Consider the following 22846-nt stretch of genomic DNA (forward strand, 5'->3'; position numbering starts at 1 on the left):
ATAAAGATAACTTCATGAAAATTAATGCCATCAATGGTGTTATTTGAATTTATTTGCTTTTTCACTATCAGGAGCATAGCACGGTATGTTTCATAACCCTTTCAGCGTTGGTATTGATATTGGGCATCATAGTGTCAAAGCGGTGGCACTAGCTCAGAAAAAAGAAGGTGTCGAGCTGGCAGCCTTTACCGAGGTTGTGTTGCCACCTCTGGTGATTAACGAGCAGCATAGCGTGAACGCAGAGCACTTGTTGTCAGCGATTCGTCAAATCAAAAAGCAATTACCACGCACTGCGAGACAAGTCGCATTGGGGCTGCCAGATAGCGCAGTCATTAGCAAAATTATTCAGCTAGACACCAACTTAAATAACGATGAACTCGAGTTTGCGGTAATGCAAGCAATTGGTTCCTCCTCTCCTTTCCCGATTGACGATCTGCGGTTAGATTTCTTCCCTCTTGATAGCACCTCAATGGCACCGGCATTGGCCACTTTACCTTATCAAGTGTTTGCGTCACGCAAAGAGACTATCGACAGTCGCGTGGCGGTTTTGACTAAGGCGGGAATGAAAACCAAAATCATGGAATTACAAACCCACGCTTTGTTGTGGCTAGCGAAGCATTACAGTGAAGCTGAGCGATTAGAGGGGGTGTATGGGGTGATTGACATCGGAAAACATCACACCGAATTCTGTGTTGATCCACCTGATAACATGGCATTTCATCGTGAAATGCCATTAGGTTCATCGTTAGTAGACGCGGGATCTTCGACACGTTCCCCAGGCGATAACATGCTGGTGTTTTCTTCAACGGATACGAGTGAAGCCGAGCGCTTTACCCAGCAACTGGCGGATCAGCTTCGCCGTCAGATCCAGCTTTATCATTCAACCCATCCTCGTTTCCCGCTCACTGGATTGTGGGTGTGTGGCGGGTGTCAGGACTTGGTATTGGAAGAAGTATTAGAGCGCATCTTGGATCTTGATATTCGTTGGCTTAATCCCTTTCAGCGTTTTTCGGTGAATAACAAGCTAGCGCTTGAGCCGCACCGTCAATATTGCCAGTTTGGTGTCGCGACAGGGTTAGCCCTTCGAGGAGCCTTACGATGATTAAACAAATTAACTTGTTACCTTGGCGCGAACAGCAAAAGCTGCAGCATAAAAAACGGTTTCTCAGTGGGATTGGTGGCGCGTTGCTATTGGTCCTTTTTGTGCAGATTGGTGTTGCACAGTATTTCCTTGAGCAGCAAGACATCCAACAAGCACGTAATCAAACGTTGCATCAAGAAATTGCGGTGCTTGAACACCGCCTAGCTATTTTACCTGAGTTAGATCGCCAACGAGATGCGCTGAATAAACGCTTACATGTGATTGCCGAGATCCAGCGAGAGCGAAATCGAGTGACGCGTTTATTCAGCGTATTACCAGGACTAATTCCGCAAGGGGTGTATTTGGAGTCACTCGTGCTGAACGAGCATACGGTGGATTTGCATGGATTCGGTGATTCAAATGGGCGATTAGCCACCCTGCTGGGCAATATTGAAAAAACGGTATGGCTAAATGAAGTCGCTATGCATTCCATCGTCGCGACAAAAGGGGATTCGCAGCAGAACCTTACACGGTTTAATGCTTCATTTTCGATGCTAGAGCGTGGCGCGATGAAGCAAGCCGACACGCCCCCCGCAGAGCAGCTCGTCAGGAGAACGCAATGAGCCAGTGGCAAGACCTCGAACTTGATGAAATTTTAGAGTGGCCCTTTGGCCCGCAATGCGTGGTGCTGGTCTTGATTGTTGCTTTGCTCTCTGGTGGTGGTCATTGGTATTGGCAACAGCCACTCAATGATGAGTTAGAGCAACTCAAGCAAACTGAAATTGAATTACGAACCAAAATCAGTAACCGCGCCGCACAGGTTGCCGCGTTACCTAAGATGCAGGCGCAAGTTGAAGAATTGAATCGGCGCTATCAACAAGTGATTAAGCAGTTACCTGAAGAAGATGAGCTCGCAAGCTTTTTAGCGGGAGTTAATGATGTTGGTGTGCGTAATGGCTTAGATTTTCAACGCATTGAATGGGCGCCCACACGTGAAGACCAATGGTATTACGAGCTGCCCATAAATATGGAAGTCACGGGTAACTATCAACAGATGGGGCGCTTTGCGTCATCGGTCGCTAAGTTATCTCGGATTGTGACCTTGAAAGATATTGATTTATCCGTGGTGTCGTTGACGCCTGATGAACAAATCTTGTCATTGAGAGTATCAGCGAGTACCTATCGCTTTAAGCCGCCGACAGAAACAGGTACAGAGGAGCGACCATAATGAAGAAAGGATGGCTCTATATTTCGATGATCTTGTTATTAGTTGGTTGTCGCGCGAATACAGACTCGATTGATCAATTTGTCAGTGATGCTCACACCCATGCCAAAATCCACGTAGATCCACTGCCTGAGCCTTATTATTTTGTTGCTGATGATTTCGTGATGACCAGTGACCGACTCCCTTTTGTACAGCCCCAGCCTGAAAAAATTGATGGTCAAGAAGCGCAAGGCAAAGATTGCTGGCAACCAGATAATACCCGTCACCCGCAATCATTGGAGCGTTTCCCGCTTGATCAGTTAGCGATTAAAGGTGTGATGGATGGCGGCAAACAACGGTGGGCACTTATTTATACCCCTGAGTCAAAGTTAGTCAAAATTCGAGAGGGACAATACCTCGGCCTTAATCATGGTCGGGTGCTTAAAGTCACTCCACAGTTTATTGATATTGAAGAAATCTTATCGGACGGTAAAGGATGTTGGTTGAAGCGTGAAACGCAACTGGCACTCAAAGCTGAAGATACACCTGTATTTTAAGGGAAATGTTGAAATGAGAAGGATGTTCACAAAGTTAGTGACTGAAAAGCGGTTCTCTGTGCTGCTATATGGGGTTGCTTGGCTGATGTTGCTATTAATGTTTCCCCGTTGGGCGTATGCAAGTAATCAAATTGCAGAACTTGATTTCCATCGTAGTGAAACAGGACAAGGTATTCTCAGCGTTCAATTAGATAAAGCGCAATCATTGATTGATATCCGTCAGTCTGGTTTACAGCTCTATGTCGAGGTGGTCGATGCCACAATCAATGATGATATGCTGTATGTACTTGATGTTAATGACTTTGCTACTGCGGTGAAAACCGTAGAAACTTTTCGAAGTGAGAAAGGCGTTAAGTTATTACTGACGATGTCAGAACGTTTTGATTATGACTATACAACCAAAGGCAATCAGCTTGACGTGATTGTGACGGCTAAGCCAAAAGCAAGTGAAGCAGATCCAGAAAGTATTACTTACAAAGGCAAACCGATATCAATTAACTTCCAAGATGTACCTGTGCGTAATGTTTTGCAATTGATTGCGGATTACAACGATTTTAACTTGGTTGTTTCGGATACCGTTGAAGGTAATGTGACATTACGCCTTGATGATGTGCCGTGGCCGCAAGTGCTCGACATTATTTTACAGTCAAAAGGTTTAGACAAGCGTGTTAATGGCAAAGTACTACTCGTAGCGCCGAAAGTGGAACTTGATGGTCATGAACAACAAGCGCTAGCGGCGAAGCGTAAATCGGAAGAATTAGCCGCATTACGTTCTGAGCTGATTCAAGTGAAATACGCTAAAGCCATCGACTTAGCCAGTTTATTACTAGGGGATGAAGACGGTGTTAGCATGCTTTCTGCTCGTGGCTCTTTACATGTGGATGAACGCACTAACTCACTAATCATAAAGGATCTTCCTGAGAGCATCGAAAGTATAAAAGATATTTTGAGTGCCTTGGATATTCCAGTTAAGCAGGTCCAAATTGAAGCTCGAATCGTCACCGTGAGCGAAGGGGATTTGGAAGAGTTGGGTGTTCGTTGGGGGGTGATCAGCAACAATGGCGATACCACTATTGGTGGCTCAGTAGAAAGCAATTTGCACAACTCAGGTTTGTTAGATCGTAAAGCGACAGTGGATGATTTCTTGAATGTAAACCTAGGTGCAACCACCGCTGGTGCATCAAGTATTGCATTTCAGGTGGCAAAAATGGGTGATATATTGCTAGATTTAGAACTGTCTGCACTGCAGTCTGAAGAAAAAGCTGAGATTATCTCAAGCCCTCGCTTAGTGACGACAAATAAGAAAACAGCGTATATCGAACAAGGTACTGAGATCCCATATCTTGAAGGGTCGTCCAGTGGTGCGGTGACGGTTAGCTTCAAAAAAGCGGTTTTGAGCCTAATGGTGACCCCACAAATTACGCCGGATAATAAGTTAGTACTGGATTTGGTAGTCACGCAGGATAAAGTCGGTAAAACGGTGAAAACAGGTACAGGTGAAGCCGTTGCTATCGATACTCAGCGAATTGGTACTCAAGTGTTAGTGAATAATGGCGAAACCTTAGTTTTAGGTGGTATTTATCAGCATGCGTTGTCGACCAAAGTCGAACAAGTGCCACTTTTAGGGGATATTCCTTTTCTTGGGGCGCTATTTCGCCGTACAAAAGAAGACTTAGACAAGCGTGAGCTGTTGATTTTTGTCACTCCGAAGATTGTTTTTCAGTAATCTTGCTAATTGAGGGGCTCTAGCTATTGCCAAGTGGCGGTGAGTCCTGAGATAATTTTCGGTCTTATCACGAATTACATGTGAGGAAGTTGGCGCCTCGGGCTTATTTGAATAAAGCCTGCGGGCGGTGTCGTTTTATTAACCGCGCGTAAAATTGCTAAAAATGGCTGAAAAACGAAATATTTTCCTGGTCGGCCCAATGGGTGCCGGCAAAAGCACTATTGGTAGACACCTTGCACAGCAACTGCATATGGAGTTTTTAGACTCCGATACAGTTATCGAAGAACGTACAGGGGCTGACATTAGTTGGGTTTTTGATGTTGAAGGTGAAGGCGGGTTCCGCATTCGCGAAGAAGGCGTCATTGACGATTTGACTCAAGAGCAAGGTATTGTACTTGCGACTGGCGGTGGCTCTGTAATGAGCAAAGAAAACCGCAATCGCCTATCTGCTCGTGGCATCGTGGTGTATTTGGAAACCACCATCGAGAAACAATTGGCGCGTACACAACGCGACAAGAAGCGTCCATTGCTACAAACTGATGCTCCACGTGAAGTATTGGAAGCGTTAGCTGAAGAACGTAATCCATTGTACGAAGAAGTCTCAGACTACGTCGTACGCACTGATGATCAAAGCGCAAAAGTTGTGGCTAATCAGATCATCAAAATGCTTGAAGAGCGTTAATTACTTGCAGAGAAGCTGACCATGGAACGGATCAACGTTAATCTTGGTGACAGAAGTTACCCAATCTCTATCGGCGCCGAGTTATTTAATAACCCGGCGTTGTTTTCGTCTGCAATCAAAAGTGGTCAGCGTGTTGTTGTTGTGAGTAACGAAACCGTTGCTCCCTTATACGCTGATCAAGTGATTGCAACGTTAGCATCGCTTGAATGTGATGTTGCACTACTGTCTTTACCTGATGGTGAGCAGTACAAAACATTAGAAACCTTCAATCAAATCATGTCGTTCTTGCTCGAAGGCAATTATGGGCGTGATGTTGTGATTGTGGCATTAGGCGGTGGAGTGATTGGTGATGTGGTCGGCTTTGCTGCTGCGAGCTATCAGCGCGGCGTCGATTTTGTGCAAGTACCGACAACTTTGTTGTCACAGGTAGACTCCTCGGTAGGGGGGAAAACCGCTGTCAATCACCCGCTTGGTAAAAACATGATCGGTGCGTTTTATCAACCAAAAGCGGTTGTGATTGATAATTATTGTTTACAGACCTTACCGGCTCGTGAATTTGCAGCGGGTATGGCTGAAGTGATCAAATACGGCATTATTGCTGATTATGATTTCTTCGTATGGCTTGAAGATAATATAGAAAAACTTCAGGCACTCGATAACAAAGCACTTTGCTATGCGATTGCGCGTTGTTGTCAGATCAAAGCGGATGTCGTGGCTGCCGATGAAAAAGAATCGGGTGTGCGCGCACTGCTTAATTTAGGTCACACCTTTGGCCATGCCATCGAAGCCGAAATGGGCTACGGTAATTGGTTGCATGGTGAGGCCGTGTCTACGGGTACCGTACTTGCGGCACATACAGCGCAGCGTCAAGGGCTGATGTCTAGTGACGACGTTGCCCGCATTACCGCGTTATTGCAACGCGCTCAACTACCTACTCATATTCCTGAATCGATGGATTACGACTGTTTTATTAAGCACATGATGCGTGATAAAAAAGTATTGTCTGGCCAACTTCGGTTAGTACTACCTACTGCTATTGGTAGTGCTGAAGTGGTTACTGATGTGACGGAATCTACGCTACGTGATGTTATTAATGGTTAGCGTGGCGGCTGAGTATGGTCAGTGACCTAACTTTGAAAAGTTTGGATTTGGATAGTCAAATCCAACTTTTGTCTCGCCTCCAATTCTTAACGCGCTTTAGCTCTAATCTTATCCAAGTATCTGGTCGTGAAGGTTCAGGTAAAACATGGTTAGCGCAGTGTTACCTCGAAACATGGGCAAAAGATAGCAAACAAGCGTTGCTTTTATGCCACCCAAGCCAATCTGATGCTCAGCATCGCACGTTTATTCTTAACCAACTTGTACCGTCCCCATTGTTCAATGAGCAAGATCCATTGCTGCAAAGCATCGATCGGATGTTAGGGGGAGATAAAGTACAATTGCTATTGGTGATAGATGATGCTCATCTACTGAGCCCAACCATGATTGCCGAATTGTGGGCTTTGGTAGTGAAGGCGCAGACGATGCCTCATTGGCAAATCAATGTGTTGCTTTTTAGCCAAACGGGACGGCTAAATAAGTATTTAAGCCAAGTGTCACACGGCCAAGGGCAAACACCATTAGAATTAGAAATCGGTGACTTTAGCGAAGCAGAAGTACAGATGTTTGTGGAAGTGATGTTCACTACCTCTGGCCTGGATGCAACCGCTCGTCGCCAATTAAAGGAACAAGCTAAGCTGGTAGAACCTAGGCCTGGTGAGTTAGTCCGTTTGAATGACAAGGAAGACCAAGGAATGGTGAACACCTCAAATCGAAAATTATCTCCCGCCTTGTTGGTGACTTTGTTGGCTGTTGTTGTTGGTGCTGCTGCCATATGGCTGTTCTTACCAAGTGAAACCTCTTCTTCATCTTCTGTTCCATTGATTACTGAGTCAACAGAAGTGCCAATGGAGCTAACACCGTTACGTGATGTTTCTGCAGCATTGTCGGCGGACTCTGATTTACTTTCGGTCAGTGACGCATCAGCTACCTTGCCAAGTAGTAACGGTGCGAGATTTGATGATCCATCGGTGTTACCGCCTGAAGTAAAAGTAGACGGGTTGACGGTCGGCCGTCGTGATGAAGGCAAACGTATCGTTGTCCCTGCTGAATTAGTTGATGGTTTATTGGCAGAACAAGCACAAGGTGGTAGCGGCGAAAGAGCAGTGCACAGCTTGTCAACGGAGCACGCTCAACCGACTCATATCAATGAGAATTCGCCAGTTACTCCTTCTGTTCCAGAGGAGAGTGCAAATGCGCCGATGGCCTCTGCTCAACCGAGTGTGGCACCGCGTGAAAATACCTTAGGCTATGAATTGAAGCGGGTTCCTGCACGCCAATATGCACTCCAACTCGCCGCACTTAGGTCATTATCGGCAGCACGCAATTTCATTGCGAAACATGGCATTAATGATATCGCCAGTATTTATGAAACACGACGTAGCAATGAACCATGGTTTATTGTGGTAACGGGTGAATTTAATACAGTGGCTGCGGCTCGTCGTGCCGAGCAAAACCTGTCAAATAGCGTAAAAGCTGGTCAACCTTGGGTAAAATCATACAGCCAAATTCACCGTGAGATAGACCGCGTAAAATAATCTAATGTGATGGCAAATAATTCCGCCAATTGGTATCAGCTTACCCATGAAATGGGGTACAATCCGCCACCTTTCGTAACATTCGTGCTATTGGTGGTGGCTAGCTAAATGAAAAAGCATCGTGCATTCCTGAAGTGGGCTGGAGGCAAGTATTCTCTGGTCGAGGAAATCGAGCGCCATTTACCGCCCGCGCGTAAGTTGGTCGAGCCTTTTGTTGGTGCCGGTTCTGTGTTTTTGAATACAGATTTCGACCAATATCTTCTGGCGGATATCAATCCTGATTTGATCAACCTGTACAATATTCTCAAAGAAAATCCTGAGCGATACGTCGAAGATGTTCGTCAATTTTTCACGCCTGAATATAATCAGAAGGGCGCCTATCTTGAGATCCGTGCTGCGTTTAATGCAACCAAAGATCCTTACCTGCGTTCACTGTATTTTCTTTATATGAACCGTCATGGTTTTAATGGCTTATGTCGCTATAACAAGAAAGGTGGTTTTAACGTCCCATTTGGTTCGTACAAAAAACCGTATTTCCCAGAAGCGGAAATGTACTACTTTGCTGAAAAAGCCAAGCGTGCCACATTTGTGTGTGAAGGGTATCAGCAGACGTTTTCACGTGCCCGTAAAGGCAGCGTAATTTACTGCGATCCACCGTATGCACCATTATCAACTACGGCTAATTTTACTTCGTATTCAGGTAATGGCTTTAGCTTAGATGATCAAGCAGCGCTTGCCGATGCGGCAGAAAATGCAGCGAATGAGCGTGGGATCTCGGTGTTGATTTCAAACCATGACACCACTTTGACGCGTCGTTTGTACCATGGTGCTGATTTATCTGTGGTAAAAGTGAGACGTACCATTAGTCGCAATGGCAGTGGGCGCAATAAGGTTGATGAGCTACTGGCGTTATTCAAAGTCAAGTAAGTCACCGTTATATTTTTTCTGTGATACAGCCTTTTAGTGGGTAACTAGCCAAGTTACCCCTAATAACCCTCCGACAAAACAACCAATTGCCACCACTCCTGCAATAATAAATGGCCATGGACTTGATTGCCCAAAGTCTCTTTGGTGATTGCTTTGTGATTGCACCCCAAATAACGCTGCGATAGCGCTGGTAAATACCTTATAAATGGATGGTTTCTCCTGATCCGCCATTTTAGCCTCATCATTATTCTGCCACTACAATGAGCATAGCGTGAAATGGAACAGATATTGATATAGGACAACGTTTGCGTGATCGGGTAGAATTGCGCCGATTTCTCTTATTCGGTGGCATACACTCTCGGTATCGCCATCGGCAATAACGTGTTTCTAATGAGGCTGAACATGAAGGACTTTTTGATCGCACCATCTATCTTATCGGCAGACTTTGCGCGTCTAGGCGAAGATGTAGAGAAGGTACTCGCAGCAGGTGCAGACGTGGTGCACTTTGATGTAATGGACAATCACTACGTACCTAACCTGACGTTTGGCGCACCAATCTGTAAAGCTCTACGTGATTACGGCATCACAGCACCAATCGACGTTCATCTAATGGTGAAGCCTGTTGATCGCATTATCCCAGACTTCGCGAAAGCGGGTGCAACCATGATCACTTTCCATGCGGAAGCGACCGAGCACCTTGATCGCACGTTACAGTTGATCAAAGAAAATGGCTGTCAGGCTGGTGTGGTCTTTAACCCAGCAACACCATTACACCACCTTGATTATGTGATGGATAAAATCGACATGATCTTACTGATGTCGGTTAACCCAGGCTTTGGTGGTCAATCATTCATTCCTGCAACGCTAGACAAACTACGTGAAGTGCGTAAGCGCATTGATGAGTCTGGTTACGATATCCGTCTTGAAATTGATGGTGGCGTGAAAGTGGATAACATTCGTGAAATCGCTGAAGCGGGTGCCGATATGTTCGTGGCGGGCTCTGCCATCTTTAGCCAACCGGATTACAAAGCGGTTGTTGATGAAATGCGTGCTGAACTAGCGAAAGTTGAACGCTAAGATGACGTATCTAGAAGGCATTACCTTTATTGCTTTTGACCTAGATGGCACTTTGCTTGATAGCGTGCCAGATCTAGCAGAGGCCGCCGATAAGACCATGCAAGTGCTTGGTCGTGAACGCGTGACGGTTGAGCAAGTCACTACATGGATTGGTAATGGCGCTGATATTTTGATTGGTCGCTGTTTAAGCCAAAGTCTCGAGGTTGATCCCAACCTTGACCCTGCAATTCATCGTGAAGCTCGCCAATTGTTTGATCGCTTCTATGATGAAGGCGGCCACCAAAAAAGTGCCCTTTATACCGGAGTTAAAGACACGCTTGCCGCTTTCCATCAAGCTGGTATCCCGATGGCGATTGTGACTAACAAACCAGCGCAGTTTGTACCGCATTTGCTAGATCAACATGGTATCAGCGAGTACTTTGTTGATGTGATCGGTGGTGATACTTTCCCGTTGAAAAAGCCGGATCCTTTTGCATTAAACTGGTTACTGGAAAAGCACCAACTCACACCAGCACAAATGCTGATGGTTGGCGATTCACGCAATGATATTTTGGCGGCTAAGGCGGCATCGTGTTATGTTGTTGGGCTGACTTATGGTTACAACTATGGTCAACCAATTAGCGCAAGTGAACCCGATATTGTGCTGGATCACTTTAGTCTTTTGACAGAAGTGGTTAAACTAGACAGCTAGTACGAACAGCCTAGCTGATCATCGGAAATATATTCAGCGGCCACTTTGGCCGCTGCTTAGTTTGGTTAATGAGCAAATCAGGGAAATCCCATCATGAGTAAACCCATTGTATTAAGTGGCGTTCAGCCATCTGGCGAATTAAGTATTGGTAACTACCTGGGTGCGCTGCGTCAGTGGGAACAGATGCAAGATGATTACGATTGTCAGTACTGTGTTGTCGATCTGCATGCAATCACTGTGCGTCAAGACCCCAAAGCCCTTCATGAAGCAACATTAGATGCGCTGGCTATTTGTTTAGCGGTTGGCGTTGATCCGAAGAAGAGCACCTTATTTGTTCAATCGCATGTACCAGAGCATGCCCAACTAGGCTGGCTACTTAATTGTTACACCCAAATGGGTGAGTTAAGCCGCATGACCCAATTTAAGGATAAATCAGCGCGTTACGCGAATGATGTAAACGCGGGTTTATTTGGTTACCCAGTACTGATGGCTGCTGATATTTTGCTATACGGCGCTCATCAAGTGCCTGTCGGTAACGATCAGAAACAACACTTAGAGCTAGCGCGTGATATCGCGACTCGCTTTAATAATATCTACACGCCGGAAGCGCCATTGTTCCAAGTGCCAGAACCTTACATTCCAACCGTGAATGCACGTGTAATGAGCCTGCAGGACGCGACTAAAAAAATGTCGAAGTCGGATGATAACCGTAAAAATGTTATTACCCTGCTAGAAGAACCGAAGTCGATTTTGAAGAAAATCAAAAAAGCGCAGACAGATGCTGAGATGCCACCGCGTATCGCTCATGATGTCGAGAACAAAGCCGGTATTGCTAACTTGATGGGTTTATATTCAGCAGCAACAGGTATGAGCTACGCAGAAATTGAAGCGAAATACCAAGGCGTTGAAATGTATGGTCCATTCAAAAATGACGTTGGTGAAGCTTTGGTTGCTATGCTAGAGCCGATTCAAGCGGAATATAAGCGTATTCGCGCTGATCGTGCTTACATGGACGAAGTGATGAAAGCGGGTGCCACGAAAGCCTCTGAGCGCGCAGCTGTTACATTGAAAAAAGCCTACGAAGCGGTGGGTTTTGTTACGCGTCCATATTAAAGTTTATCTCGTAAGCTGACGAGCGCGAACTGAATGCGTATTGATGGCTAAGCGATGCTAACGAATGAAGAAGCAGTCACCCCGGTGGCTGTTTTTTTGTTTTTAAAGGCTGATGTAGATTTGCTCGGGCTAAAATGAAATAACCCAGCCAATGGCTGGGTTATCGCAAGAGGAAAGCTGTCAGAGAGAGTAGGGGGATTACTCTGCTACTGCAATTGCTTCAATTTCTACCTTTGCATCCATAGGTAGGCGTGCCACTTCGACACAGCTACGCGCAGGATATGCGCCGCACTCTTTATCAAAGAATGCACCGTAAACTTCATTTACTTTAGCGAAGTCATTGAGGTCTTTAACAAAGACTGTCGTTTTCACAATGTTGCCCACGGTTAGACCAGCTTCTTCAACGATCGCTTTCACGTTCATTAATGATTGAAGTGCTTGCTCAGCAACGTCTTCAGGCATGGCTTTTGTTTCGTGGTTAATTGGAAGCTGACCAGAGGTGATTAGCATGTTGCCAAACTTTTTCGCTTGTACGTAGGGACCGATTGCTGCTGGTGCTTGGTCGCTGGCGATAGTTGTTGTCATTTCAAACCTCAAAGTTATCAACAATAGATGTTCTAAATATTCCACAATGCTTTTCAAAGCGGGTATGACTTGTCTGACTCAACAAAATCAAACTAATGATAACCGCTGAAAAAAAAGCGCCGTCAGTTGTGGAGCAAAAGAGGCGCAGCCTTGGGTTCCGTCTTTGCATACCGCGATAACGCCGTATACCGAAGAATTGGATACATTTTTATTATGTTGCGAAGTATCACATCAAATTTTGAGTGATGCAAATTTTTTCTAACTAAATTTGATATATTAAAAAATATTTAAGTTTGTGCGCATTTTTTAACTGGTCATGATCGTTATCTTCAGTGGATCTTTATATAGAGTGGGTAAGCCTGAGAATTACCTTGCCTTTCATCGAGGGATTTGCAAAATACCAACCAGCCAAGTAAGGATGTAACGCTATGCTGTTGATGATCGATAATTATGATTCGTTTACCTATAACCTGTACCAGTACTTTTCAGAGCTGGGCGCCGAGGTCAAAGTAGTACGTAATGATGATATTGATATTGCGGGTATTGCAGCGTTAGCACCAAGCCATTTGGTTATTTCCCCTGGGCCTTGTACACCAGATGACGCCGGGGTATCTCTGGATGCTATTCGTCATTTTGCCGGTAAACTGCCCATTCTTGGGGTATGTTTGGGCCATCAGTCTATTGCGCAAGTGTTTGGCGGCGATGTGATTCGAGCGCGACAAGTTATGCATGGTAAAACCTCCCCCGTTATTCATACTAATCGTAGTGTCTTTGAAGGCCTTAATAACCCGCTAACCGTCACCCGCTACCATTCACTGGTAGTAAAAGCAGATACTTTACCAGCGTGTTTTGAAGTAACAGCTTGGACTGAGCGTGATGGTGAGTTTGATGAAATCATGGGGATTGCCCATAAAACATTGCCGATTGAAGGGGTGCAGTTTCACCCAGAGAGTATTTTGACCGAGCAAGGTCATCAGCTATTAGCCAATTTCTTACGCCGAACCTGAAAAAAACATCAATATAGAGCTGTAAAGGTCTCTCAAATACGAGATCTTTATCACTATTGTTAACATATATTTCATTTTTATCTGCATTTTTAGGCTGAGGTGTTATTTGGGAGAATATTCTTCTGAATAATCGCGGCTAAAACATAATATTTCCCTCGTATTTCCTACTTTTTCTACTTTTCCCTTTTAACCTCCTTGTTATACAGGGCCTAAAGCTGTCGTTTACTTTTTTATTTCCTTAAGGGAAAGACACTCTTTATTACTGTGCTCTTCATAAATCCGCTTATTACGCGCATAAATATCTACTCATAATCCAATCGTCGGGGAGCTTTAACGTGCAAAAAGAATTTTCTGCTATTGGAATTCGTTAATAAAATGTAAATACTATGCTTAAGGCGGTATACACAGAAGGAAAGTGTGATGGCAATGGAACAAAAAGTAGAACGTCATTTATTTGATGAGGTGATGGTGCCTTGTTACTCCCCAATGCAGATTATCCCTGTTAAGGGGCAAGGTGCTCGCATATGGGATCAGAATGATCGCGAATATATCGACTTTGCCGGTGGTATCGCGGTGAGTTGTTTAGGGCATTGTCATCCTGTGATGGTGAACGCACTGAAAGCGCAGGCAGATAAACTTTGGCATTTGAGCAATGTGATGACCAATGAGCCCGCATTACGCCTAGCCAAAAAGCTGACTGAGCACAGTTTTGCTGAACGAGTATTTTTTGCCAATTCTGGGGCAGAAGCAAATGAAGCGGCGTTAAAATTAGCGCGTCGTTACGCGGCTGATAAATTCAGTGCTGAAAAATCAGAGATTATTGCGTTTAAACAAGGGTTCCACGGTCGTACTTTCTTTACGGTGACGGTTGGCGGGCAAGCGGCTTACTCGGATGGTTTTGGTCCTAAGCCGGGGGATGTTACGCACCTTCCTTACAATGATTTAGCGGCACTTGCTGATCATATTTCAGACCGTACTTGCGCTATTATGATGGAGCCACTGCAAGGTGAAGGTGGCATTATCTCGCCAACACCTGAATTTATTCAGGGTGTACGTGAGCTTTGTGATAAACACAATGCACTGCTGATTTTTGACGAGGTGCAAACAGGTAATGGCCGTACGGGTGAGTTTTATGCTTACCAAGGTTTAGGGATAACCCCTGATATTCTCAGTACCGCGAAATCACTGGGTGGTGGCTTCCCGATTGGTGCCATGCTCACAACTGCGGAATTAGCCAAGCATTTAAAAATTGGTACGCACGGTTCAACTTACGGTGGTAACCCGCTGGCGTGTGCGGTGGCTGAAGCTGTGGTGGACGAAGTCTCTAAGCCTGAAGTATTGGCGGGCGTGAAAGAACGTGAGCAATGGTTCCGTGATGGTATTGCTGTCATTAATGCTAAATACCCAATTTTTGCTGAAGTGCGTGGCAAGGGACTATTACTGGGCGCTGCTTTAAACGATGAATGGCAAGGCCGTGCGCGTGATGTTCTGTTAGCGGCTATTGATGAAGGTTTGATGGTGCTTGTCGCGGGTACTAATGTGGTGCGCTTTACGCCGTCGTTAGTGATAAGCAAAGAAGATGTTGATCTAGGCTTAGCGCGTTTAGAAGCGGCAATCGCCAAACTCTATAACGCGTAATTTTTTATGTCACAGTAACACCACGTGTAATGCTCATGCATTACACGTCTTTTCTCTCTCGCAGCGCGAGAGCATAACGGCTGGCCCGTTTATAACTGACTACAGCATTGGCAGGAGCTTGATCGCTGTAACTTTTCGCCCCCTACACTGGCGAAGTTATTTCCACACTTAGTTAGCGACATGATCGCTACCTGCATCAGGAGGGAGTTCGATGCTGGTTATTCGTCCTATTACTGCAACAGATTACCCGGCGCTTATGCGCTGCGCGGAAGAATCTGGTCATGGTTTTACTTCACTGCCTGTCAACGAAGGCATGCTTCGTAATCGTATTGCCCACTCAGAAGAGAGTTTTGCGAAAGAAGTAACGGAAATTGGTACCGAAGGCTACTTGATGGTGGCTGAAGATACTGACACGGGTGAAGTGGCAGGTACTACTGGGATAGAAGCTGCCATTGGTTTAGATACCCCTTTTTATACGTATCACTTGAGTACTGTGGTGCATGCGTCACGTCGCCTTGATGTTCACAATGTGGTGAAGTTACTGACTTTTGGTAATAACTACACCGGCAATAGTGAGCTGTGTACGTTATTTTTGCGTCCTGAGTGGCGTAAAGGCCTGAATGGTCGTTTGCTGTCTAAAGCGCGTTTTTTGATGATGGCTGAACATAGCCATCGATTTTCACCGACAGTGATTGCCGAAATGCGTGGCGTGTCAGATGAAGACGGTCACTCACCATTTTGGGAGTGGCTGAAAGAGCATTTCTTCTCGATTGATTTTACCCATGCCGATTACCTAACGGGGATTGGCGCCAAAGGCTTTATTGCCGACTTAATGCCGAAGCTGCCGATTTACGTCAATTTGCTCAGTGAAGAAGCGCAGGCGGTGATTGGTCAGGTACATGACAATACCGCCCCCGCATTGCGTTTATTGGAGCAAGAGGGCTTTACCTGCCGTGGTTACGTCAACATCTTTGATGCTGGCCCTATGGTGGAGTGTGAGGTCCGTAATATTGAGTCGGTGCGTCACTCTTTGCGTTGCCGTGTCGAAATTGGCGAACACAGTAGTTCGCACGATTATTTGATCAGTAATACCTCGTTTGAAAACTTTCGCGCCACGGTAGGAAAAGTAGCGGTAGATGGTGAGCGTAATATCGCGATTATTTCACCTGCGATGGCAACAGCATTACAGCTACAGCAAGGCGATATGGTTCGCTTGATGGGACAATAGGATAAGGGGAATATCATGACACAATCATTCGCAGTAAATTGGATTGCAGGAAAGTGGGTCGCAGGTCTTGGTGAGTCTTTTCATTCGTTAAACCCATTTAGTTCTGAGGTGATTTGGCAAGGACAAGCAGCCACTGCAGATCAAGTTGAACATGCGGTGAAAAGTGCTCGTGAAGCCTTATTAAGCTGGCGTCATACCTCGCTTGAGGAGCGTCAGGCGATTGTTGAAAAGTACGCTGAGTTGCTAAAAGAGCACAGCGAAGATATTGCCACCACCATAGCGGAAGAAACGGGTAAACCTTTGTGGGAAACCCGCACCGAGGCGGGGGCTATGGTCGGTAAGATTGCGCTTTCATTGCGTGCTTACCATGAGCGTACTGGTCACAAAGAAAAAGAAGTGGCAGGGGCGACAACGGCTGTGCTGCGCCATCGTCCACTCGGTGTGATGGCGGTCTTTGGTCCGTATAACTTCCCTGGACATTTACCGAATGGCCATATTGTTCCTGCATTATTGGCGGGCAATACCGTGGTATTTAAGCCGTCGGAGCTAACACCCAAAACGGCCGAAGTGGCAATGAAACTCTGGCAACAAGCAGGCTTACCTGCTGGTGTGATTAACTTAGTCCAAGGTTCGCGCCCGACAGGAGAAGCCCTTGCCAGTTCGACGGGTATCGATGGCTTGCTGTTCACGGGCAGTGCCAATACAGGTCATATCCTTCATCGGCAGTTTGCTGGGCAGCCTGGTAAAATGTTGGCACTTGAAATGGGTGGCAATAATCCGATGGTGATCTCGAACGCCCATGGTGAGGTTGAAGCAACCGTATACACCATTATTCAATCGGCGTTCATTAGTGCAGGCCAGCGTTGTACTTGTGCCCGTCGCTTGTATTTACCGAACGGTGAAGTGGGTGATGCCATCGTCAAACGCTTGGTAGAAGCAACAGCACAGTTACGCATTGATGGCCCATTTGCTGATCCTCAGCCATTTATGGGGCCACAAATCTCTAAGCAGGCCGCTGATGGCATTATTGCTGCACAAGCTAACCTTATTAGCCTTGGTGGGAACGTCTTACTAGAAGCCAAACGTGGCCAAGGGGCGATTGTCTCACCAGCAATCATTGAAGTGAGCGCCATTGCTGAGTTACCTGATGAAGAATACTTTGGTCCGCTGCTACAGGTGGTGCGCTACGACGATTTAGCTCAAGCGGTTACTTTGGCTAATAATACCCGCTATGGGTTATCGGCGGGCTTGATCTCAACCGACGATGCGGAATGGCAATATTTTATTGATCATATTCGTGCCGGCATTGTAAACCGTAACCGCCAGTTGACGGGCGCGAGCGGTGATGCGCCATTTGGTGGGCCGGGTGCATCCGGTAACTTACGCCCAAGTGCTTACTATGCCGCTGACTATTGTGCTTACCCTATGGCATCGATGGAAGGTGAACAAGCGGAGCTACCCACTCAGTTATCACCGGGCATTACGCTATAAATGTACGAGTGGGCACCAAATGGTGCCCATTTTTATGAATACCACCACACACTGTAACGCTACCACTCAGTAACAAGATAAATAGCCAATAAGTGCCATACTGATTAGGTCGGATCAGGGCATTGTGACAACTATCAATTAACGGGGAGCATCTCAACATGGAAAGAGTAGAGCAACTTTTTGACAATCTGTGGCAAGACTATATTCAGCGCCTGTGTCCATCAGCCGATCAAGTGCATACTTTGCTAACGGAAGATGAGCCTTTATTGAATGATCATATTGCGTTGCGTACCTTCAATCTGCCTAAGGTAGGATTAGATGTGTTGGCAGCACCATTTATTGCGATTGGCTACCAGCCTTGTGGCACCTACCATTTTGAGGGCAAAAAGCTGTATGCCGAGCACTTTGAGCACCCTAATCCAGCCGCACCAAAAGTGTTCATCAGTGAACTATTAGTCGGGCAGTGTTCATCACTGTTGCAGCAAGCGGTTCGTGACTTAGTGAAACAAGTGCCAGAGATGGCGATGAAAGATCCCGCTTTTTTATACGGCGGCCGTTTGTGGGATATTGATTTGGCAACCTATGAAATGCTTGCCGCGGAAAGCGAATACGCGGGTTGGTTAGCTGCGCATGGGTTTGGTGCTAATCATTTCACGGTCAGTATTAATCAACTTGAGCAATTTACCGAAGTCGCAGAGGTGAATCATCTGCTGGAGCATAATGGCTTTGCTATCAATATGTCAGGGGGGGCGGTCAAGGGGAGTCCCGAAGAGATGCTGGAGCAATCTTCCACTATGGCCGATAAAGTACCAGTGGCATTTTTAGAAGGCGTAAAACAGGTCTCGGGTGGTTTCTATGAATTTGCCAAGCGTTACCCCAAAAGTGATGGAGAGCTGTATACCGGGTTTGTAGCGGCATCTGCAGATAAGATATTTGAAAGTACAAATAGCGATTAAGGATATCCCCAGCTCCTATGGCGCTGAGGAAAGATAGCGCTTCGGAAAGATAGCGCCGAGAAAATATGGCACTGAGAAAGCATGACAATAAGAATAATCGCCGTAGAGCTGATAACAGGTAATTGTGGGATCAGTGCAAGCTGTCTAGTGGTGGGGACCACTGCACATTACTTTGGCGATGTGGCATCTGCGTCAGCGCGATATGCTGCTCAAGATAATGGCGTTGACCATTAAAACCTGTCATTTCAACAGTGCTTGGTAGTGGGGCTATCGCTGTTGGTGGTGTCGCAGTTGCGCAGTGCGGAGAAAAACGTTCGATATCCATATCGTAAATCCCATAGTACTTGCCATCTGATGGCGATTGTCAGGCGAGGTTCTTAGTATCACCGGCCTGATAGTTGTTATGCATAATGTAGCACTGGTGGTGAAGTTAGCAAGAGAATAATCAGTGACAGCGCTAGCAAATGTATAACTGAGTATACGCTGAGAGTATTGGGTATTTTAGGTACAAAAAAAGCCGCAAAAGCGGCTTTTTTATTAGCTGTAATCGAGTCATCAAAAGATTAACGAGTACCGTATACCACGATAGTTTTACCGTGTGCAGAAATTAGGTTCTGCTCTTCAAGCATTTTCAAGATACGACCAACGGTTTCACGTGAACAACCCACGATTTGACCGATTTCTTGGCGAGTAATTTTGATTTGCATGCCGTCAGGGTGAGTCATTGCATCAGGTTGTTTTGCTAGGTTTAGTAGCGTCTGTGCAATACGGCCTGTTACGTCTAAGAACGCAAGGTCGCCCACTTTTTGGCTTGTTACTTGAAGACGAGTCGCCATCTGTGCAGATAGGCGCATCAAAATATCTGGGTTTACTTGGATTAGTTGACGGAATTTCTTAAATGAAATCTCAGCCACTTCACAAGGTGTTTTAGCACGAACCCAAGCTGTACGCTCTTGACCTTCTTCGAAAAGACCAAGTTCGCCGATGAAGTCACCTTGGTTTAGGTAAGAAAGAATCATCTCTTTGCCTTCTTCATCCTTGATAAGAACAGCAACAGAGCCTTTTACAATATAGTAGAGCGTTTCCGCTTTCTCACCAGCATGAATCAAAGTGCTTTTTGATGGGTACTTATGAATGTGGCAATGTGAAAGAAACCACTCTAGTGTTGGATCTGTTTGAGGTTTACCTGGAACCATATTACTAACTTCCTCTGCGTTTGTTGCCCAACAACGACATCCCTATAATTTCAGTTTGGGCTTAACAATAGAATTGTTCACTGGCTAGAATATAAAGCCAGCCGCTGGGCTGCAAGCTCACTTGAATAATTAATTGAGAGTTTAACTTTTTTCGGTGGGCATTTCTTGATATTGATCTATCTGAAATCGTCATTTTGTACTCATAAGTGTGCACATGATCACACGGTTGTTAGATTATGCAGAATTGACGCCAAAACACTAAGGAGAAAGCAATGCAATCACGTGTGAAATGGGTTGAAGGAATGACATTTTTAGCCCAGTCAAATTCCGGTCACAGTGTGGTAATGGACGGTAATGGTGGTGAAAAAGCACCCAGTCCAATGGAGCTAGTGTTAATGGCTGCTGGTGGGTGTAGCTCGGTCGATGTGGTGAGTGGTCTCCAATCAGCCAATCAAAAAATCACGGGCTGCGAAGCACAAATTTCCTCTGTTCGTCGCGAAACCGCCCCTCGCATTTTCACAACGGCGAATCTGCACTTCGTGGTAACAGGTCATGATCTTGATGATGCCTTAGTGGCGAAAATGGTTGCTGATTCACTCGAGAAATATTGCTCAGTGTGTTTGATGTTAGGCGAGGGCGTTGAGCTAACGCATTCGTATGAGGTGGTTGTTGCGTAAAGCCATTGTAAAATGAGCTTATCGTAGTCGCGTAAAACGGAGACATTACGGTCTCCGTTTTTGTTGGTGCTGAATGTGGGAGCCAAATTCGAGGCGTTAACCAATTTTTCCGGTATCAATCAGTTGTTGGATCAACGGGCGCATAATCAACTCCATTGCAAAGCTCATTTTTCCCCCGGGAACAACCAAGGTGTTATGGCGTGACATGAAAGAGCCCTGAATCATCGACAGTAAATACGGGAAATCGACATTTTTGATACCACGAAAGCGGATCACGACAAAACTCTCATCCAAGCTTGGGATCCCTTTGGCGCTGAGTGGGTTCGAGGTATCCACCGTAGGAACTCGCTGAAAGTTAATATGAGTGCGTGAAAATTGCGGCGTGATGTAATTAAGATAATCATCCATCGAACGGACGATAGATTCCATGACGGCTTCGCGCGAATGGCCCCGATCGCGGGTATCGCGCACAATTTTTTGGATCCACTCTAAGTTGACGATAGGCACCATGCCAATCAGTAAGTCGACATGCTGTGCAACATTGGTTTCACCATCGACAACCCCACCGTGCAAGCCTTCATAAAACAAGACGTCGGTATTTTCGGGTAATTCTTGCCATGGGGTGAAGCTACCTGGCATTTGGTTGTAGGGGACGGCTTCGTCAAAGGTGTGGAGATAACGGCGGAATTTACCTGTGCTGTCTTCACCATATTGGCAGAAGAACTGCTCTAGTTGTGGAAAGTCATTTGCTTGTGGGCCGAAATAACTGATATGACGACCTTGTTCTTTGGCTTTACGAATTTCAACATCCATTTCAGGACGGGTAAATCGGTGGAAACTATCGCCTTCAAGCCATGCTGCGTTGATGCTCATCATATTGAACATTTTGCGGAAGGCTTCTGAAGTGGTCGAGGTGCCCGCACCGGACGACCCTGTTACTGCAATGATGGGATGTTTTGCAGACATGACAAACCCTGTCGTTAAGATTAACGATGAGTTATTAACAGGATGTTGCGATTAGATCAAGCGTAAGCGTCCGCGAGTATTAGAAATTGAGATCTCGACGAAGCTTAATGTCCACTGATTCATGCAACTCTGAGAACATGACAACGGCATCGCCTTTCGCCAATTGGCCGCGAACATGTTGGACTTTTTGTTCTAGCGTTTTTTCGTGTTCACCATAATCGGTGCCTTCTCGTAGCACGAAGTGCTCGATCAAGTTGTCGAGTGTTTCTGGGGCGATGTCTTGCCAAGGAATAATCATAACAACCGCTTACTGCTAGGGAGGGTATATTAACCACTGATAACATTATTATCAGTGGTTAAGGATAGTAATGGCAAGAGCCGCTTTTGCTATTCGCGCTTATTTACGCCAGCAAAAGGTGCAAACCAAGCGGGTACTGTTGTTTCTAACCAAAATGTAGGATTACGCCATGAGCCCGTTAAAAAGCCGACATGCCCCCCGTTAGGGCTGAGGTGGTAATCGATATGGTCAGGTAATGGTTGTGAGGGGATCACATCATGCGTCATGAAAGGGTCGTCCTTCGCATGAATGACCCGCAGCGGTACTTTGACCTGATGCAAACGTTGTAAGCCGCTACAGCGCTGATAATAGTCATTGGCGTCCTGATAGCCGTGCAAAGGGGCTGTCACTAGATCATCAAACTGGCGCAGAGTGCTAATGGCTTCGATACGTGTTTGATCTAATGGTAAGGCGTCAGGCAGCAGGGCCATTTTCTTGCTGATGTTCTTTTTCATCGAGCTGAGCAAGTATTGCTTATAAACCTTAGAGAATCCCTGCTCGATACGTTCTGAACACGCGCTTAAATTTAGCGGGGGAGAAATGACTTGGGCGGCACACAATTCACTGTCATCGCCATGCTCAGCAAGGTAATTGACCAGCATATTGCCCCCTAACGATACTCCGACTGCAAATAACGGCGAGTCAGGAAACTGCTGGCGGATCCATTGAATGAAAAAACGCGCATCGCTGATTTCACCTGAATGATAACTGCGGGCTTGGCGATTCATCTCGCCGCTACAGCCACGGAAATGCATCATTACTCCAAGCCAGCCTTGCTGCATAGCGGCATGTAATAGTCCATTGGCATAGGGGCTATTGAAACTTCCTTCTAAACCATGAAACAGGATCATAATCGGCAATGGTGTCTGCTTGGTTTTCGTTTCACTCTTTCTTTGATGATTGCTGGGAACATCGGTCCATGCAATATCGAGAAAGTCACCATCAGGTGTTTCGATCCTCTGAGTATGTGGCGTAAACAACGGCTTGCGACGAATAAATCGAGGCAATAAGGTTTGTAAATGTGGATTACCTAACCCGACTGCCGGTGTAAATGCTGCGGTCATCATGGTG

General features: G+C 45.9%; 25 protein-coding genes. 18 read left to right on the plus strand and 7 right to left on the minus strand.

The genetic code is table 11. The annotated features are described in order from the left end of the window. The first annotated feature begins 85 nt into the window (after positions 1–85). From pilM to OCU87_RS01095, 9 genes are all read left to right on the plus strand, one after another. Entirely contained in the window at positions 86–1102 is a 1017-nt protein-coding gene (gene pilM / locus OCU87_RS01055) for a type IV pilus biogenesis protein PilM (RefSeq protein ID WP_261857690.1), read from the plus strand. Further along, positions 1099–1704, plus strand: coding sequence for a PilN domain-containing protein (locus OCU87_RS01060; RefSeq protein WP_062688377.1), 606 nt, complete (start codon positions 1099–1101; stop codon positions 1702–1704). The genes pilM and OCU87_RS01060 overlap by 4 nt, the downstream gene beginning before the upstream one ends. After that, complete coding sequence (pilO, locus tag OCU87_RS01065) at positions 1701–2309, plus strand: type IV pilus inner membrane component PilO (protein ID WP_062688379.1); 609 nt, start codon at positions 1701–1703, stop codon at positions 2307–2309. The genes OCU87_RS01060 and pilO overlap by 4 nt, the downstream gene beginning before the upstream one ends. Continuing rightward, positions 2309–2842, plus strand: coding sequence for a pilus assembly protein PilP (locus tag OCU87_RS01070; RefSeq protein WP_062688381.1), 534 nt, complete (start codon positions 2309–2311; stop codon positions 2840–2842). Before pilO ends, OCU87_RS01070 begins: the two co-directional genes overlap by 1 nt. A gap of 13 nt (positions 2843–2855) precedes the next feature. Beyond that, positions 2856–4568 (plus strand): type IV pilus secretin PilQ, encoded by a 1713-nt coding sequence (locus tag OCU87_RS01075; RefSeq protein ID WP_390960288.1) that lies wholly within the window; start codon positions 2856–2858, stop codon positions 4566–4568. Between the two features lie 163 nt (positions 4569–4731). After that, positions 4732–5250, plus strand: a complete 519-nt coding sequence (gene aroK, locus OCU87_RS01080) for a shikimate kinase AroK (protein ID WP_062688382.1) — start codon at positions 4732–4734, stop codon at positions 5248–5250. Positions 5251–5271: 21 nt separating this feature from the next. Next, positions 5272–6351, plus strand: coding sequence for a 3-dehydroquinate synthase (gene aroB, locus OCU87_RS01085; protein WP_094957261.1), 1080 nt, complete (start codon positions 5272–5274; stop codon positions 6349–6351). A 47-nt stretch (positions 6352–6398) separates the two neighbouring features. Beyond that, positions 6399–7886 carry an SPOR domain-containing protein gene (locus tag OCU87_RS01090; RefSeq protein WP_261857691.1) on the plus strand — a complete coding sequence of 496 codons (1488 nt, stop codon included), beginning with the start codon at positions 6399–6401 and terminating at the stop codon, positions 7884–7886. A gap of 108 nt (positions 7887–7994) precedes the next feature. Further along, entirely contained in the window at positions 7995–8813 is an 819-nt protein-coding gene (locus OCU87_RS01095) for a Dam family site-specific DNA-(adenine-N6)-methyltransferase (RefSeq protein ID WP_261857692.1), read from the plus strand. Positions 8814–8846: 33 nt separating this feature from the next. Here OCU87_RS01095 and OCU87_RS01100 read toward each other — a convergent pair whose 3' ends face one another. Continuing rightward, a complete protein-coding gene (locus OCU87_RS01100; protein ID WP_261857693.1) occupies positions 8847–9044 on the minus strand; it encodes a DUF2970 domain-containing protein in 198 nt (65 codons plus the stop codon). Between the two features lie 171 nt (positions 9045–9215). Between OCU87_RS01100 and rpe the strand changes: the two genes are divergently transcribed. From rpe to trpS, 3 genes are all read left to right on the plus strand, one after another. Beyond that, positions 9216–9890, plus strand: a complete 675-nt coding sequence (rpe, locus tag OCU87_RS01105; RefSeq protein WP_062688391.1) for a ribulose-phosphate 3-epimerase — start codon at positions 9216–9218, stop codon at positions 9888–9890. 1 nt (position 9891) lies between these two features. Next, positions 9892–10581: a phosphoglycolate phosphatase gene (locus OCU87_RS01110; protein ID WP_261857694.1), complete on the plus strand. Its 690-nt coding sequence runs from the start codon at positions 9892–9894 to the stop codon at positions 10579–10581. Between the two features lie 93 nt (positions 10582–10674). After that, a complete protein-coding gene (trpS, locus tag OCU87_RS01115; RefSeq protein WP_062688394.1) occupies positions 10675–11694 on the plus strand; it encodes a tryptophan--tRNA ligase in 1020 nt (339 codons plus the stop codon). A 198-nt stretch (positions 11695–11892) separates the two neighbouring features. On the opposite strand, the gene OCU87_RS01120 is transcribed toward trpS, so the two are convergent. Beyond that, the gene (locus tag OCU87_RS01120; protein WP_062688397.1) at positions 11893–12279 is read right to left on the minus strand and encodes a RidA family protein; all 387 of its coding nucleotides are present in this window, start codon (positions 12277–12279) and stop codon (positions 11893–11895) included. A 428-nt stretch (positions 12280–12707) separates the two neighbouring features. On the opposite strand from OCU87_RS01120, the gene OCU87_RS01125 reads away from it, so the two are divergent. The 5 genes from OCU87_RS01125 to OCU87_RS01145 all read left to right on the plus strand — a co-directional run bounded on the left by OCU87_RS01125 (position 12708) and on the right by OCU87_RS01145 (position 18599). Continuing rightward, on the plus strand, positions 12708–13286 hold the full coding sequence (locus OCU87_RS01125) for an aminodeoxychorismate/anthranilate synthase component II (protein ID WP_261857695.1): 579 nt from the start codon (positions 12708–12710) through the stop codon (positions 13284–13286). Between the two features lie 420 nt (positions 13287–13706). Next, positions 13707–14924 carry an aspartate aminotransferase family protein gene (locus OCU87_RS01130; RefSeq protein WP_094957038.1) on the plus strand — a complete coding sequence of 406 codons (1218 nt, stop codon included), beginning with the start codon at positions 13707–13709 and terminating at the stop codon, positions 14922–14924. 211 nt (positions 14925–15135) lie between these two features. Beyond that, positions 15136–16152 carry an arginine N-succinyltransferase gene (gene astA / locus OCU87_RS01135; RefSeq protein ID WP_062688402.1) on the plus strand — a complete coding sequence of 339 codons (1017 nt, stop codon included), beginning with the start codon at positions 15136–15138 and terminating at the stop codon, positions 16150–16152. A 15-nt stretch (positions 16153–16167) separates the two neighbouring features. Continuing rightward, on the plus strand, positions 16168–17643 hold the full coding sequence (gene astD, locus OCU87_RS01140) for a succinylglutamate-semialdehyde dehydrogenase (RefSeq protein ID WP_261857696.1): 1476 nt from the start codon (positions 16168–16170) through the stop codon (positions 17641–17643). Between the two features lie 158 nt (positions 17644–17801). Further along, positions 17802–18599 (plus strand): DUF1338 domain-containing protein, encoded by a 798-nt coding sequence (locus OCU87_RS01145; protein ID WP_094957040.1) that lies wholly within the window; start codon positions 17802–17804, stop codon positions 18597–18599. A gap of 130 nt (positions 18600–18729) precedes the next feature. On the opposite strand, the gene OCU87_RS01150 is transcribed toward OCU87_RS01145, so the two are convergent. Together OCU87_RS01150 and crp are read right to left on the minus strand one after the other, a co-directional pair. Then, positions 18730–18924, minus strand: a complete 195-nt coding sequence (locus OCU87_RS01150) for a hypothetical protein (protein ID WP_094957041.1) — start codon at positions 18922–18924, stop codon at positions 18730–18732. A gap of 238 nt (positions 18925–19162) precedes the next feature. Continuing rightward, complete coding sequence (crp, locus tag OCU87_RS01155; RefSeq protein WP_048898901.1) at positions 19163–19795, minus strand: cAMP-activated global transcriptional regulator CRP; 633 nt, start codon at positions 19793–19795, stop codon at positions 19163–19165. 272 nt (positions 19796–20067) lie between these two features. Between crp and OCU87_RS01160 the strand changes: the two genes are divergently transcribed. After that, the gene (locus OCU87_RS01160; RefSeq protein WP_094957042.1) at positions 20068–20472 is read left to right on the plus strand and encodes an OsmC family protein; all 405 of its coding nucleotides are present in this window, start codon (positions 20068–20070) and stop codon (positions 20470–20472) included. A gap of 96 nt (positions 20473–20568) precedes the next feature. Here the strand turns inward: OCU87_RS01160 and OCU87_RS01165 are convergent, their stop codons facing one another. From OCU87_RS01165 to OCU87_RS01175, 3 genes are all read right to left on the minus strand, one after another. Beyond that, on the minus strand, positions 20569–21438 hold the full coding sequence (locus OCU87_RS01165; protein WP_261857697.1) for a phosphoribulokinase: 870 nt from the start codon (positions 21436–21438) through the stop codon (positions 20569–20571). Positions 21439–21517: 79 nt separating this feature from the next. Then, a complete protein-coding gene (locus tag OCU87_RS01170; protein WP_062688410.1) occupies positions 21518–21736 on the minus strand; it encodes a YheU family protein in 219 nt (72 codons plus the stop codon). 89 nt (positions 21737–21825) lie between these two features. After that, complete coding sequence (locus OCU87_RS01175; protein WP_261857698.1) at positions 21826–22842, minus strand: hydrolase; 1017 nt, start codon at positions 22840–22842, stop codon at positions 21826–21828. Between the last annotated feature and the right edge of the window lie 4 nt (positions 22843–22846).

The sequence above is a fragment of the Photobacterium sanguinicancri genome, from assembly GCF_024346675.1.
Taxonomy (GTDB): Bacteria; Pseudomonadota; Gammaproteobacteria; order Enterobacterales; family Vibrionaceae; genus Photobacterium; species Photobacterium sanguinicancri.